We start from the raw sequence: 13,364 nt of genomic DNA on the forward strand, positions 1-13,364 counted from the left end.
CCGGGTCCCCCCGGCGCCGCCACCCTCCCCCCCCCCCCCCCGGTCCAGATCCCCGGCCCCCCCCGGCTCTGGGGTGCTCTCCCTTCGCCAGCCCCGGATCCGGACGCGGGACGACTGGCGGCACTGGGAGTCGCCGGCCGGGCGCCGCACGGTGCGAGCGGAGCCCGGCACGGTCATCGTCGTGCCGCCCGGCTGCCCGCACGCCTTCGCGAACCGCTCGGACGAACCGGCGAAGATGTTCTTCCAGGCGTCTCCGCCACCCGACCACGAGCGCTATTTCGAGGAGCTCCTGGAGATCCTCGACTCGGGCGGCCCGCCCGACCACGAGGCGATCGCCGCGTTGCGCGCCCGCTATGACATCGAGCAGATCACTCCCTTGCGGCACGACGCCTGACACCCGCCCCGGCTCCGTGAAGACCCGTCACCAGGTCGAAGAGCGCGGCCTCGTTGCCCGCGAAGCCCGCTGCCGCGAGGGCCAGGTCCGCCTCGGCCATGGGAGCGGTGAGCGCCAGAGGCGAGGGCGACGCGGGCGATCCGCTGGGTACGGGCGGGGCTGGTGGTCCGGGGGGATCGGTGAGCGCGGCGCGCACGGCGCTGAGCAGCCGCAGATAAGCCTGGGCCGCGGCTCGTTCACGGGACGTCATCACGGTGGTGGCACTCATGGGTGAGCCTCTCCTCTCGGATGGCGCGTCAGCGCGCTGGTACGGCTGGCGGCTGGTCCCACCCTGCCCCATGCCACTGACAACGCCCCCTGCCCCAGGCGTCGTTCGCCTACCGCGCAGCCGGCAGCGCCACCTCGACGCCGGCAGCCGCCGGGCGCTGTCCGCATGGGACCAGTCCGGTCCGACCGCACCGGCTGGGGGCACACCGCGACGGGGACGGCTCGGCCGCCCTATTCCCTCCCGCTGCCGTTGCCGTGGTCCTTGCCGGTGCCGGCGCCGTTGCCTTCGGCCTCGTCCTTGCCGGTGCCGCTTTCCTTACCGGTGCCGTTGTCCTTGCCGGTGCCGTTGTCCTTGCCGGTGCCGTTGTCCTTGCCGGTGCCGTTGTCCTTGCCGGTGGCGTTGTCCTTGCCCCAGTGCTCCCACCCGGTGTGCAGCCGGGACTTCACGTCGTCCGGGGGAAGGAACTTCGACCAGCGCTCCGGGAACTCCGACGGCATGGTGCCGTCGTTGTCCCCCAGGCCGTCGTCCTCGCCTTCGTCCTCCTCTGTGTCCCGATCGGCCCTGTCCTCCTGCGCCGCTGCCGCCGCCTGCGCCCGCGCCACCAGTTCGGCGGCGTGGGCCGCGCGCACACGCTCGTTCGCCGCGCGGGCGGCGGCCGCGGCGGCCGACGGCCAGACGCGGTCGATGGCGGCGTTCACCGCGGCGCCCACCAGGACGGCGAAAGCGGAGATTCCGATCCACAGCAGCACGGCGATGGGCGCGGCGAGGGAGCCGTAGATGGTGGGGCCCTCGACGGTGCTGGTGAGGTAGATCCTCAGCAGGAAACTTCCCAGCACCCACATCGTGAGGGCGACGAGCGCGCCCGGGATGTCCTCCACCCAGGGCGAGCGGACCGGCACCGACACGTGGTACAGCGTGGTCAGGAACGCGATGGAGAGCAGGATCACCACCGGCCAGTACAGGACGGTGACGACTTCCGTGCCGAAGGGCACGAGCTCCACCACCCTGTCCGGTCCCACCACCGCGAGCGGCAGTACCACCGCGCCGATGAGCAGGGCGATGAGGTAGAGCAGGAACGCGAGCAGCCGGGTGGCGACGATGCCGCGCTGCCCGTCGAGGCCGTACATCACGGTGATGGTGTCGATGAATACGTTCACGGCCCGTGAACCGGACCACAGCGCGATCGCGAAACCGATGGAGATCACGTCAGGGCGGCCCACCTGGGTCACGTCCTCCAGCAGCGGCTTGGCCACCTGGGTCACCCCGCGGTCGGAGAGCACCGTCCCCGCGGCCCGCAGGATGTTCTCCTGGATCGAGGCCACCGTGGTGGTGTCGGTCCAGTCGTCGACGTATCCGAGCAGTCCGAGCATGCCCAGCATCAGCGGCGGCAGCGACAGCAGCGTGAAGAACGCCGCCTCCGCCGCGAGACCGAGGATGCGGTACTCGATGCAGGAGTTCACGGTGTCCTTGAGCAGCAACCAGGCCAGCTTCCGCTTTGAGACATTGCGGTAGAGGACCTGGACCCGGTGGAGGCGGCCGGAGGAGGACCGCTCGGGTGTTTCGTTTGCTGCCTGCACCTCCTTACCGTATCGGCATGGCGACCAGCACCCACACCGTGACCAACCAGGCTCCGCCCCTGGTGGGGTACGACGTCTTCAGCTCGGACCGCGCCCTGGCCGAGGCGGTGGAGCGGCATCTCGCGCACCTGTCGGCCGACGCCGTCGGCGAGGCACGGCAGGATCTGGAGCTGCTGGGCCGGACGGCCGGTTCGTCCCAGGCCCAGCGATGGGGCGCGCTGGCCAACGAGAGCCCTCCGGTACTGCGCACACACGACCGCTACGGCAACCGGATCGACGAGGTCGAGTTCCATCCGGCCTGGCACCGGCTGCTGGGCAAGGCTGTGTCCTCGGGACTGACGGCCGCCTGGGGGCGGCCCGGGGGGCACGTACGGCGCGCGGCCGGCTTCCTGGTGTGGTCGCAGGTCGAGGCCGGGCATGGCTGCCCGGTGTCCATGACCCACGCGGCGGTGCCCGCGCTGCGCGCGGACCCGGAGCTCGCCGCACGGTGGAAGCCGCTGCTGACCTCCCGGACGTACGAGAAGGGTCTGCGCCGGCCGTCCGAGAAGCCCGGTGTCCTGTTCGGAATGGCCATGACGGAGAAGCAGGGGGGCAGCGACGTCCGGGCGAACACCACAAGGGCGCGGGCGCTGGCCGTGGACGGCGAGTACGAGCTGACGGGGCACAAGTGGTTCTGCTCGGCGCCGATGAGTGACGCTTTCCTGGTGCTCGCACAGGCGGAGGGCCGTGGCGGGCCGGGGGGCCTGACGTGTTTCCTGGTGCCCCGGGTGCTGGACGACGGTACGCGCAACGTGTTCCGTATCCAGCGGCTCAAGGACAAGCTGGGCAACCGGTCCAACGCGTCGGCCGAGGTCGAGTTTGACGGGACCTGGGCGCGGCGGGTCGGCGGCGAGGGCCGGGGGGTGCGCACCATCATCGAGATGGTGGCGGCGACCCGGCTGGACTGCGTCATCGGTTCGGCGGCGTTGATGCGGCAGGCGGTGGTACAGGCCGTGCACCACTGCGCGTACCGCGGCGCATTCGGCGGAAAGCTGATCGACAAGCCGTTGATGCGCAATGTGCTGGCCGATCTGGCCCTTGAGTCGGAGGCGGCGACGGTGCTGGGGATGCGGCTCGCGGCAGCCGCCGACGCCGCCGAAGCGTCCGGCGGCGGGAGCGAGGCCGAGCGGGCGCTGCTGAGGATCGCGGTGCCGGCCGCCAAGTACTGGGTCACCAAGCGCTGCACTCCGCTCACGGCTGAGGCCTTGGAGTGCCTGGGCGGCAACGGTTACGTGGAGGAGTCCGGGATGCCCCGGCTGCTGCGTGAGTCTCCGCTGAACTCGATCTGGGAGGGCTCGGGCAATGTCCAGGCGCTTGACCTGCTGCGGGTGCTGCGCCGGGAGCCCGGCGCGCTGGACGCGTATCTGCGGGAGATCGGGCAGGCGCGGGGCGCCGACCACCGGCTGGACGCGGCGATCAAGGGAGTGCTGACGGAGCTGGCCGCTCTGGAGACGGCGGAGGTACGGGCACGGCGGCTGGCGGAGCGGATGGCGCTGGTGCTTCAGGGCGCGCTGCTGGTGCGCTGGGCGCCGCCGGAGGTGGCGGACGCTTTCTGCGCCTCGCGGCTGGGCGGGGATTGGGGCGCCGCGTTCGGCGCACTGCCGCATGGGCTCGATCTCACGGCGGTGGTGGAACGGGCCCGGGTCTCTTTCTGAACCGCCGGTCCACAGGGGGACACCGGTGACGGCGATAACGCCTGTACCCCTGGTACGCCTCGCGAAGCCGAGGGTGGTGCTGCGCCGACACGGCACCACCCCCTGCGCACGTCACTCTCACGTATGGGACAGCGGTCCACCAGAGTTGCAGATGGTTGCGGACAGTTGCGCAAGTTATGCGAAGCGGGTCTCCGGACCGGGGCGCGAGCGGCAGGATAGTCCCTGAAGGCATGGGCCCCAAAGGGGGTTGGGCAATGCGGGACTCGGCTCTCGACATCAGGCGGATCGCGGCTATGGACACCGCGCACGCGACCCGGCTGCTCCATCAGGTGCGCGCCGCGATACTGGACGGCCGGCGTCCGCCGATCGCGCCGCGCCCGGTCATCGACGCGTCCTGGCGGCGGATGTTCCGGCTGGGGCTCGACCCCGACCGGGACACCAGCAGTGTGCTGCTCGCCCGGGACGAGCTGGAGCACCGGCGGCGGTCGACGGTGCTCGGGGAGATCATGCAGACCCTGAGCGGCGGCCTGGTTTCGATCGCCGACGCGTCCGTACAGATCATGGTGGTCACGGACGCCCAGGGGCGGGTGCTGTGGCGGGCGGGCAACGCGGGCGTGATCCGCCGGGCCGACACCATCTGTCTTGAGGAGGGCGCGGCCTGGAGTGAGGACTGCACGGGCACCAACGCCATCGGCACCGCGCTCGCCGCACAGCGCCCCGTGCAGGTCCACTCCGCCGAGCACTTCGTAAGGACCCTGCACAACTGGACGTGTGCGGCGGCGCCGGTGCACGACCCCCGCGACGGGCGGCTACTGGGCATCGTGGATGTGAGCGGCCCCGCCTCCACCTTTCATCCCGCGACGCTCGCCCTGGTGGACTCGGTGACCCGGCTGGCCGAGGCGGAGCTCAGAGAACGGCATCTGCGGACCGTCGAGCGGCTGCGTGCGGTGGCCGCGCCTATCCTGTGCCGGTTGCCGGGCCGGGCGCTGGCCGTCGATCCGAACGGCTGGACGGCGGCGGTGACCGGAATGCCGCCGCTGGACCGGTTGCCGTTGCCCAAGTCGTTCCGGGCCGGACGGGTCTGGCTGCCCGCACTCGGCATGTGCACCGTGGAACCGCTGCCGGGCGGCTGGCTGGTGCGGCCCGACGCGGCGCGGACTGGGCCGGACGAGGAGCAGACGAGCCGGGTGGTCCTGGATCTGAGCCGTCCCCGCCGCTGGACGATCGAGGTCAGCGGGCCTGCGGGGAGCTGGGCGCAGGAGCTCAGTCCGCGCCATGCCGAGCTGCTGTTCGTGCTGGCCACCCACCGGCAGGGGCGGACCGCGGCGGAGCTCGCGGCCGACGTGTTCGGCGACCCGACACGTACGGTGACGGTGCGCGCCGAGATGTCCCGGGTACGGCGGACCCTGTCGGGGGTGCTGGCACACCGCCCGTACCGCTTCAGTGAGGGTGTCCAGGTGGAAGTGGTGCGTCCGGGGAACCCGGACGATCTGCTGCCGCACTCGTCGGCGCCCGCGGTCGCCGGGGAGCGGCGGCAGACGCCCAGGTAGCCGCTCGCCCGCCCTGGAGCGCCTTCGGAGCCGTTTGGACCTCGGGCGGCGGCGTGGTTCCCTGGCGGTCATGAGCATCACCGTGACCACCTGGTCCCTGGAGCAGACCTCTCCCCACGATCTGCGCCCCGCCGCCGAGCCCGGCACCGATGTGCGGATCGTCCGGGCGGAGGTGCCGTCGCCCGAGTTCAGCCGGTACCTCTACACGGCGGTCGGCGGGGACATCCGCTGGACCGACCGGCTCGGTCTGACGTACGCGCAGTGGGACGAGATGCTCCGCAGGCCGGGGGTCGAGACCTGGGTGGCGTACGAGAAGGGGACACCCGCCGGTTACCTCGAGCTGGAAGCCCAGGGCGAGGGTGTGGTCGAGATCGTCTACTTCGGGCTGATCCCGGCGTTCCGGGGGCGGCGGATCGGCGGCCATCTGCTGGCGTACGGCACGGCGCGCGCCTGGGATCTCGCGGAGCGCTGGCCGGGGCTTGAGCCCACCAAGCGGGTCTGGCTGCACACCTGCTCCGAGGACGGCCCGCACGCGATGGACAACTACACGAGGCGGGGCTTCGGGCTGTTCGACACCAAGGTCGCGGAAGAGCCCGAAGTCGCGATGCCCGGTCCGTGGCCGGGCGCCGCTGTGGGCGGCTGAGGCGAGGCCGCCGGGGCGGCCGGCGCTGCCTGGAGGCGCCACACGGGGACGGTTCACCGGGAGGGGTGGGAGGGCCTCCGAGGTGATCCGGAACACACTGTCTCGCGATGCGGGACAGTGTTGTCCACATTCTGGATAACGGTGGACTGCGTCCAAAGTAGCGTGCCACGCTTCCGTCATGTCTCGAGCTGGAATTGCCTTGGTGAGTCGGCGGCACGTCGACCTCGGCCGCATGTCCAGCGCCATGTGTCCGGTGCGCTGACAACACAGCACCACCGCGATCCCGAGATATCCCCGCTTTCTGCGCAGCGCTGCGCCACACCCTTGGTCGGTGTTGCCCAAGCGCAGGTCAGAGCCGCCCTCCCGCAGTCCCGAAGGACGTATCGTCATGGCCGCCACCCCGGAGAAGCCCGCCACCGCCACGCCCCGCCGCAAGGCCGGTCGCCACCGCGGCGAAGGGCAGTGGGCCGTGGGTCACTTCACGCCGCTGAACGGCAACGAGCAGTTCAAGAAGGACGACGACGGTCTCAATGTGCGGACACGCATTGAGACGATCTACTCGAAGGCCGGATTCGACTCCATCGACCCCAACGACCTGCGCGGCCGGATGCGCTGGTGGGGTCTCTACACCCAGCGCAAGCCCGGGATCGACGGCGGCAAGACCGCGATCCTGGAGCCGGAGGAGCTGGACGACGAGTACTTCATGCTGCGCGTACGGATCGACGGCGGGCGGCTGACCACCGGGCAGCTCCGGGTGATCGGCGAGATCTCCGAGGAGTTCGCCCGCGGCACCGCCGACATCACCGACCGGCAGAACGTGCAGTACCACTGGATCCGGATCGAGGACGTGCCCGAGATCTGGAACCGGCTGGAGGCGGTCGGCCTGTCGACCACAGAGGCCTGCGGCGACACCCCGCGCGTCATCCTCGGCTCGCCGGTGGCGGGCATCGCCGAGGACGAGATCATCGACGGCACCCCGGCCATCGACGAGATCCAGCGCCGCATCATCGGCAACAAGGACTTCTCCAACCTGCCCCGCAAGTTCAAGTCCGCGATCTCCGGTTCCCCGCTGCTCGACGTGGCCCACGAGATCAACGACATCGCGTTCGTCGGCGTGAACCACCCCGAGCACGGTCCCGGCTTCGACCTCTGGGTCGGCGGCGGGCTGTCCACCAACCCCAAGATCGGTGTGCGGCTGGGTGCCTGGGTGCCGCTGGACGAGGTCCCGGACGTATACGAGGGCGTCATCTCGATCTTCCGCGACTACGGCTACCGCCGGCTGCGCACCCGCGCCCGGCTGAAGTTCCTGGTCGCGGACTGGGGCGTGGAGAAGTTCCGCCAGGTGCTGGAGGACGAGTACCTCAAGCGCGAACTGGTGGACGGGCCGGCGCCCGAGCAGCCTGTACAGCAGTGGCGCGACCACGTCGGTGTGCACCGGCAGCAGGACGGCCGCTACTACGTCGGCTTCGCGCCGCGGGTCGGCAGGGTGGACGGCACCACGCTCACCAAGATCGCCGAGCTTGCCGAGCGGCATGGCTCCGGTCGGCTGCGTACCACCGCCGAGCAGAAGATGCTCGTTCTCGACGTGGACGAGCCTCAGGTCGAGTCGCTGGTGGCCGGGCTTGAGGCGCTCGACCTGCGGGTCACGCCCTCCCCGTTCCGGCGCGGCACGATGGCCTGCACCGGTATCGAGTTCTGCAAGCTGGCCATTGTCGAGACCAAGGCGCGCGGTGCCTCGCTGATCGACGAACTCGAACGCCGTATCCCCGACTTCGACGTACCGATCACCATCAACATCAACGGCTGCCCGAACGCCTGCGCCCGTATCCAGGTGGCGGACATCGGTCTCAAGGGGCAGCTGGTGCTGGACGACAGCGGCAACCAGGTCGAGGGCTTCCAGGTGCACCTCGGCGGTGCGCTGGGCCTGGAGGCCGGGTTCGGCCGCAAGGTCCGCGGGCTGAAGGTCACGTCGGCCGAGCTGCCCGACTACGTCGAGCGTGTGCTGCGCCGCTTCCAGGAGGAGCGCGAGGACGGCGAGCGCTTCGCCACCTGGGTGGCCCGTGCCAGCGAGGAGGCCCTCTCATGAGTGAGCGTGCCGCCCCCTTCTACTGCCCCTACTGCGGCGACGAGGACCTGCGGCCGAGCGAGGAGGGCCACCGGGCCTGGGAATGCGCGGCGTGCAACCGGGCCTTCCAGCTGAAGTTCATCGGGCTGCTCGCCCGGGGCGTGCGGCAGGGCCACACGGATCACACGGGAGGGGAAGGGATATGACGACGGTCAGGGCAGTCAGTACGGTCAGGACCGAGGACGAGCTCAAGGCCCTCGCCGAGCAGGCGGGCCGGGACCTCGAAGACGCCTCCGCCCTGGAGATCCTGGCCTGGGCGGCGGAGACCTTCGGGCAGCGCTTCTGCGTCACCTCCTCCATGGAGGACGCGGTCGTCGCCCACCTCGCCGCGCGCGCCAGGCCCGGAGTGGATGTCGTCTTCCTGGACACCGGCTACCACTTCGAGGAGACCATCGGCACCCGTGACGCCGTGGCCGCCGTGATGGACGTCAACGTCATCACCCTCACCCCGCGCCGGACGGTGGCCGAGCAGGACGCCGAGCACGGCCCGAGGCTGCACGACCGCGACCCCGATCTGTGCTGTGCGCTGCGCAAGGTCGAGCCGCTGGAGGAGGGCCTGGCCGGGTACGAGGCGTGGGCGACCGGACTGCGCCGTGACGAGTCCCCGACCCGGGCGAACACCCCGGTCGTCGGCTGGGACGAGAAGCGCCGCAAGGTCAAGGTCTCCCCCATCGCCCGCTGGACGCAGGACGACGTGGACGCGTATGTCGCCAAGCACGGGGTGCTCACCAACCCGCTGCTGATGGACGGTTACGCCTCCGTCGGCTGCGCTCCCTGCACCCGCCGCGTGAAGGAGGGCGAGGACGCCCGGGCCGGCCGCTGGGCGGGCCGGGGCAAGACCGAGTGCGGGCTGCACGGCTGATGACTCCGACCAGAACGACAACGACGGCCGACGACCGACGGGAGAAGCACGTGACTGGGGCCACCGTCTGGCTCACCGGGCTGCCGAGCGCGGGCAAGACCACGATCGCGTACGCGCTGGCGGACCGGCTCCGTGCCGATGGCCGGCGTGTAGAAGTACTCGACGGCGACGAGATCCGCGAGTTCCTCTCCGCGGGCCTGGGCTTCAGCCGCGAGGACCGGCACACCAATGTGCAGCGGATCGGCTTTGTCGCCGAGTTGCTCGCGTCGAACGGGGTGCAGGTCCTGGTGCCGGTGATCGCCCCGTACGCCGACAGCCGCGAGGCCGTCCGCAAGCGCCATGACGCCGAGGGCACGCCCTATGTCGAGGTGCATGTCGCGACTCCCCTGGAGGTTTGCTCGGTGCGCGATGTGAAGGGCCTGTACGCCAAGCAGGCGGCGGGTGAGATCAGCGGTCTCACCGGGGTGGACGACCCGTACGAGGAGCCGGCGTCGCCGGACCTGCGGATCGAGTCGCACACCCAGACGGTCGAGGAATCAGCCGCGGCGCTTTACGCACTGCTGACCGAGAAGGGACTGGCATGACCACGAGTGTCGACATCGCGAGCGGAGCCACCGGCAGCCCGTACGCGCTGACGCATCTGGACGCCCTTGAGTCCGAGGCGGTGCACATCTTCCGCGAGGTGGCGGGTGAGTTCGAGCGGCCGGTGATCCTGTTCTCCGGTGGCAAGGACTCCATCGTCATGCTGCATCTGGCGCTGAAGGCGTTCGCACCCGCCGCGGTCCCGTTCTCGCTGCTGCACGTGGACACCGGCCACAACTTCCCCGAGGTCATCGAGTACCGCGACCGCACGGTCGCCCGGCACGGGCTGCGGCTGCACGTCGCCTCCGTGCAGGACTACATCGACGCGGGCAAGCTGCGCGAGCGCCCGGACGGGACGCGCAATCCGCTCCAGACCGTGCCGCTGACCGAGGCCATCCAGCAGCACCGCTTCGACGCCGTGTTCGGCGGCGGGCGGCGCGACGAGGAGAAGGCCCGGGCCAAGGAGCGGGTGTTCTCGCTGCGGGACGAGTTCTCGCAGTGGGACCCGCGCCGTCAGCGGCCCGAGCTGTGGCAGCTCTACAACGGCCGGCACGCCCCGGGTGAGCATGTCCGCGTCTTCCCGCTGTCCAACTGGACCGAACTGGACGTGTGGCAGTACATCGCCCGTGAGGGCATCGAGCTGCCCGAGATCTACTTCGCGCACGAGCGCGAGGTGTTCGCCCGCAACGGTATGTGGCTGACCGCCGGCGAGTGGGGCGGCCCGAAGAGCGGCGAGACGCCTCAGAAGCGGCTGATCCGCTACCGCACGGTCGGCGACATGTCCTGCACCGGCGCCGTCGACTCGGACGCCACCACGCTGGACGCGGTGATCACGGAGATCGCCGCCTCCCGGCTCACCGAGCGGGGTGCCACCCGCGCCGACGACAAGATGTCCGAGGCCGCGATGGAAGACCGCAAGCGCGAAGGGTACTTCTAGAGATGACCGGCTCCACCAAGCAGCTGGCCGAGGAGCTGTCGGCCACCACCCTGCTGCGCTTCGCCACCGCCGGATCCGTCGACGACGGCAAGTCCACGCTGGTCGGCAGGTTGCTGCACGACTCCAAGTCGGTGCTGGCCGACCAGCTTGAGGCCGTCGAGCACGCCTCCCGCTCCCGGGGCCAGGAGGCGCCGGACCTGGCGCTGCTCACCGACGGTCTGCGGGCCGAGCGCGAGCAGGGCATCACGATCGACGTGGCGTACCGCTACTTCGCCACAACCCGGCGCCGGTTCATCCTCGCGGACACCCCGGGGCATGTGCAGTACACCCGGAACATGGTCACCGGCGCCTCGACGGCCGAGCTGACCGTGATCCTGGTCGACGCCCGCAACGGTGTGGTCGAGCAGACCCGCCGGCACGCCGCCATCGCCGCGCTGCTGCGGGTCCCGCATGTCGTGCTCGCCGTCAACAAGATGGACCTGGTCGGTTACCAGGAGTCCGTCTTCGCGGCCATCGCCGAGGAGTTCACAGCGTACGCGAGCGAGCTGGGCGTACCTGAGATCACGGCGGTCCCCATCTCCGCACTCGCCGGTGACAACGTGGTGGAGGCGTCGGCGAACATGGACTGGTACGGCGGTCCGACGGTGCTGGAGCACCTGGAGACGGTGCCGGTCAGCCATGACCTCACCTCCTGCCACGCCCGCTTCCCGGTGCAGTACGTGATCCGGCCGCAGACCGCCGAACATCCCGACTACCGGGGCTACGCGGGCCAGATCGCGGCCGGTACGTTCCGGGTCGGCGAGAGCGTGACGGTGCTGCCCTCCGGCCAGACGTCGAAGATCGCCGGGATCGACCTGCTGGGCACGCCGGTGGACGTCGCCTGGACCCCGCAGTCGGTGACGCTCCTGCTGGAGGACGACATCGACATCTCGCGCGGCGACATCGTCGTACCGTCCGGTGACGCCCCCGCCACGACTCAGGACGTGGAGGCGACCGTCTGCCATGTGGCCGACCAGCCGCTGACGGTGGGTCAGCGGGTGCTGCTCAAGCACACCACCCGCACGGTCAAGGCGATCGTCAAGGACATCCCCTCCAAGCTGACGCTGGACGACCTGTCCCAGCACCCGGCGCCCGGGGAGCTGGTGGCCAACGACATCGGCCGGGTGAAGGTCCGCACCGCGGAGCCGCTCGCGCTGGACTCCTACGCGGACTCCCGGCGCACCGGGTCGTTCCTGCTGATCGACCCGTCCGACGGCACCACGCTCGCGGCCGGTATGGCGGGCGAGTCCTTCGCCACCGCCAAGGCCGCTCCCGTCACGGACGCCGACGGATGGGACTTCTGACCGTGTCCACCATGGCCTGCTTCTACGCGACCTTCGCCAAGGAGGGCGGCCGTGTCGGCAGCGGCTCCCTCGGCGCGGGCACGGGCGGGGTGACGCGATGTGTGCGATGACGTACGCGCACCGCTCGCGCGGCCGCACTCCCCGCACCTCCCGCATCCCGTACCGACGACGAAGACGCCGATATCCCGGCCCCGCCCCTTGAGGACGTGACCGCCGGGCCTCCGAGAGGAAACGCCTCCCGTGCCTGCCACCACCCGACCCCGCGCCCTGCGCACCGTCGCTGCCATAGCCGCGCTCCCCCTCCTGCTGACCGCCTGCGGCTACGGTTCGAAGGCCGACGAGACGAAGGACAGCACGTCCGAGGTGGCGGCCGGGGGCCGGAAGCTCTCCGCGGACACCGTGAAGATCGGCTACTTCCCCAACCTGACGCACGCCACCGCGCTGGTCGGAGTCCAGGAAGGACTGATCGCCAAGGAACTGGGCGGCACCAAGCTGACCACCCAGACCTTCAACGCCGGACCGTCCGAGATCGAAGCCCTCAACGGCGGCTCGATCGACATCGGCTTCATCGGCCCCTCCCCCGCCGTCAACGCCTACGCCAAATCCAAGGGCCAAGCCCTGCGGATCGTGTCCGGCTCCGCCTCCGGCGGTGTGAAACTGGTCGTCAACCCGGCCAAGATCAAGACCCTCGACGACATCAAGGGCAAGAAGATCGCCACCCCGCAACTCGGCAACACCCAGGACGTGGCCTTCCTCAACTGGGTCTCCGAGAAGGGCTGGAGGGTCGACGCCCAAAGCGGCAAGGGCGACGTCTCGGTGATCCGCACGGACAACAAGGTCACCCCCGACGCCTACAAGTCCGGTTCGATCGACGGCGCCTGGGTGCCGGAACCGACCGCGTCCAAGCTGGTCGCCGAAGGCGGCAAGGTACTGCTGGACGAGACCGCACTGTGGCCGGACAAGAAGTTCGTGATCACCAACGTCATCGTGTCGCAGAGCTTCCTCAAGGAGCACCCCGACGTGGTCGAGGCCGTACTGCGCGGCACAGTGAAGACCAACGCCTGGATCAAGGCCAACCCGGACAAGGCCAAGGCGTCGGCGAACGCCGCGCTCAAGGAACTCAGCGGCAAGGAACTGGGGCCCGAGGTCATCGACCCGGCCTGGAAGTCCATCCAGATCACGGACGACCCGCTGGCCACCACACTCCAGGCGCAGGCCGACCACGCGGTCCAGGCCGGGCTGCTGGACAAGCCCGACCTGGACGGCATCTACGACCTGACACTGCTCAACAAGGTCCTGAAGGCCCAAGGGCAGCCCGAGGCCGCCGACGCCGGACTCGGCGCCGAGTAGCAGCGCCCCTGCCAACGCCCCATTCCGCTCCCGCTCCCA

Annotated in this window: 14 protein-coding genes and 1 pseudogene (1 of these 15 running past the window's edge); 13 read left to right on the plus strand and 2 right to left on the minus strand. The window is 70.5% G+C overall.

Annotation, left to right across the window (positions count from 1 at the left end):
* Positions 1–394: pseudogene (locus tag ACFWI9_RS04580) on the plus strand (cupin domain-containing protein); it begins 153 nt to the left of the window's first position.
* Here the strand turns inward: ACFWI9_RS04580 and ACFWI9_RS04585 are convergent.
* Together ACFWI9_RS04585 and ACFWI9_RS04590 are read right to left on the minus strand one after the other, a co-directional pair.
* Positions 369–662: a hypothetical protein gene (locus ACFWI9_RS04585; RefSeq protein ID WP_387159025.1), complete on the minus strand. Its 294-nt coding sequence runs from the start codon at positions 660–662 to the stop codon at positions 369–371. The pseudogene ACFWI9_RS04580 and the gene ACFWI9_RS04585 sit on opposite strands and share 26 nt — an antisense overlap.
* A 230-nt stretch (positions 663–892) precedes the next feature.
* Entirely contained in the window at positions 893–2,239 is a 1,347-nt protein-coding gene (locus tag ACFWI9_RS04590; protein ID WP_387159026.1) for a YhjD/YihY/BrkB family envelope integrity protein, read from the minus strand.
* Positions 2,240–2,256: 17 nt separating this feature from the next.
* On the opposite strand from ACFWI9_RS04590, the gene ACFWI9_RS04595 reads away from it, so the two are divergent.
* From ACFWI9_RS04595 to ACFWI9_RS04650, 12 genes are all read left to right on the plus strand, one after another.
* Entirely contained in the window at positions 2,257–3,933 is a 1,677-nt protein-coding gene (locus ACFWI9_RS04595; protein WP_387159027.1) for an acyl-CoA dehydrogenase family protein, read from the plus strand.
* A 254-nt stretch (positions 3,934–4,187) separates the two neighbouring features.
* Positions 4,188–5,483, plus strand: a complete 1,296-nt coding sequence (locus ACFWI9_RS04600) for a GAF domain-containing protein (protein WP_387159028.1) — start codon at positions 4,188–4,190, stop codon at positions 5,481–5,483.
* Between the two features lie 70 nt (positions 5,484–5,553).
* Positions 5,554–6,126 carry a GNAT family N-acetyltransferase gene (locus ACFWI9_RS04605; protein ID WP_387159029.1) on the plus strand — a complete coding sequence of 191 codons (573 nt, stop codon included), beginning with the start codon at positions 5,554–5,556 and terminating at the stop codon, positions 6,124–6,126.
* Between the two features lie 178 nt (positions 6,127–6,304).
* Positions 6,305–6,388: a putative leader peptide gene (locus tag ACFWI9_RS04610; protein WP_361290638.1), complete on the plus strand. Its 84-nt coding sequence runs from the start codon at positions 6,305–6,307 to the stop codon at positions 6,386–6,388.
* Positions 6,389–6,514: 126 nt separating this feature from the next.
* Complete coding sequence (locus ACFWI9_RS04615; protein ID WP_387159030.1) at positions 6,515–8,212, plus strand: nitrite/sulfite reductase; 1,698 nt, start codon at positions 6,515–6,517, stop codon at positions 8,210–8,212.
* Positions 8,209–8,397: a hypothetical protein gene (locus ACFWI9_RS04620; RefSeq protein ID WP_387159031.1), complete on the plus strand. Its 189-nt coding sequence runs from the start codon at positions 8,209–8,211 to the stop codon at positions 8,395–8,397. Before ACFWI9_RS04615 ends, ACFWI9_RS04620 begins: the two co-directional genes overlap by 4 nt.
* A complete protein-coding gene (locus ACFWI9_RS04625; protein ID WP_387159032.1) occupies positions 8,394–9,113 on the plus strand; it encodes a phosphoadenylyl-sulfate reductase in 720 nt (239 codons plus the stop codon). The genes ACFWI9_RS04620 and ACFWI9_RS04625 overlap by 4 nt, the downstream gene beginning before the upstream one ends.
* Entirely contained in the window at positions 9,113–9,697 is a 585-nt protein-coding gene (gene cysC / locus ACFWI9_RS04630; RefSeq protein WP_387159033.1) for an adenylyl-sulfate kinase, read from the plus strand. Before ACFWI9_RS04625 ends, cysC begins: the two co-directional genes overlap by 1 nt.
* A complete protein-coding gene (gene cysD / locus ACFWI9_RS04635) occupies positions 9,694–10,632 on the plus strand; it encodes a sulfate adenylyltransferase subunit CysD (RefSeq protein ID WP_387159034.1) in 939 nt (312 codons plus the stop codon). The genes cysC and cysD overlap by 4 nt, the downstream gene beginning before the upstream one ends.
* A 2-nt stretch (positions 10,633–10,634) precedes the next feature.
* The gene (locus ACFWI9_RS04640; RefSeq protein ID WP_387159035.1) at positions 10,635–11,975 is read left to right on the plus strand and encodes a sulfate adenylyltransferase subunit 1; all 1,341 of its coding nucleotides are present in this window, start codon (positions 10,635–10,637) and stop codon (positions 11,973–11,975) included.
* Positions 11,963–12,085 carry a hypothetical protein gene (locus ACFWI9_RS04645; RefSeq protein WP_387159080.1) on the plus strand — a complete coding sequence of 41 codons (123 nt, stop codon included), beginning with the start codon at positions 11,963–11,965 and terminating at the stop codon, positions 12,083–12,085. The genes ACFWI9_RS04640 and ACFWI9_RS04645 overlap by 13 nt, the downstream gene beginning before the upstream one ends.
* Positions 12,086–12,215: 130 nt before the next feature.
* A complete protein-coding gene (locus ACFWI9_RS04650; protein WP_387159036.1) occupies positions 12,216–13,325 on the plus strand; it encodes an aliphatic sulfonate ABC transporter substrate-binding protein in 1,110 nt (369 codons plus the stop codon).
* Positions 13,326–13,364: the final 39 nt, after the last annotated feature.

Origin of the sequence: Streptomyces sp. NPDC127084, from assembly GCF_042724175.1 — a bacterium.
Taxonomy (GTDB): domain Bacteria; phylum Actinomycetota; class Actinomycetes; order Streptomycetales; family Streptomycetaceae; genus Streptomyces.

Excerpts from the sequence above, each read along its gene's own strand:
- ACFWI9_RS04585 (WP_387159025.1), bottom strand. The coding sequence starts at position 662 with ATGAGTGCCACCACCGTGATGACGTCCCGTGAACGAGCCGCGGCCCAG.
- ACFWI9_RS04595 (WP_387159027.1), top strand. The coding sequence starts at position 2,257 with ATGGCGACCAGCACCCACACCGTGACCAACCAGGCTCCGCCCCTGGTG.
- ACFWI9_RS04600 (WP_387159028.1), top strand. The coding sequence starts at position 4,188 with ATGCGGGACTCGGCTCTCGACATCAGGCGGATCGCGGCTATGGACACC.
- ACFWI9_RS04605 (WP_387159029.1), top strand. The coding sequence starts at position 5,554 with ATGAGCATCACCGTGACCACCTGGTCCCTGGAGCAGACCTCTCCCCAC.
- ACFWI9_RS04610 (WP_361290638.1), top strand. The coding sequence starts at position 6,305 with ATGTCTCGAGCTGGAATTGCCTTGGTGAGTCGGCGGCACGTCGACCTC.
- ACFWI9_RS04615 (WP_387159030.1), top strand. The coding sequence starts at position 6,515 with ATGGCCGCCACCCCGGAGAAGCCCGCCACCGCCACGCCCCGCCGCAAG.
- ACFWI9_RS04620 (WP_387159031.1), top strand. The coding sequence starts at position 8,209 with ATGAGTGAGCGTGCCGCCCCCTTCTACTGCCCCTACTGCGGCGACGAG.
- ACFWI9_RS04625 (WP_387159032.1), top strand. The coding sequence starts at position 8,394 with ATGACGACGGTCAGGGCAGTCAGTACGGTCAGGACCGAGGACGAGCTC.
- cysC (WP_387159033.1), top strand. The coding sequence starts at position 9,113 with ATGACTCCGACCAGAACGACAACGACGGCCGACGACCGACGGGAGAAG.
- cysD (WP_387159034.1), top strand. The coding sequence starts at position 9,694 with ATGACCACGAGTGTCGACATCGCGAGCGGAGCCACCGGCAGCCCGTAC.
- ACFWI9_RS04640 (WP_387159035.1), top strand. The coding sequence starts at position 10,635 with ATGACCGGCTCCACCAAGCAGCTGGCCGAGGAGCTGTCGGCCACCACC.
- ACFWI9_RS04645 (WP_387159080.1), top strand. The coding sequence starts at position 11,963 with ATGGGACTTCTGACCGTGTCCACCATGGCCTGCTTCTACGCGACCTTC.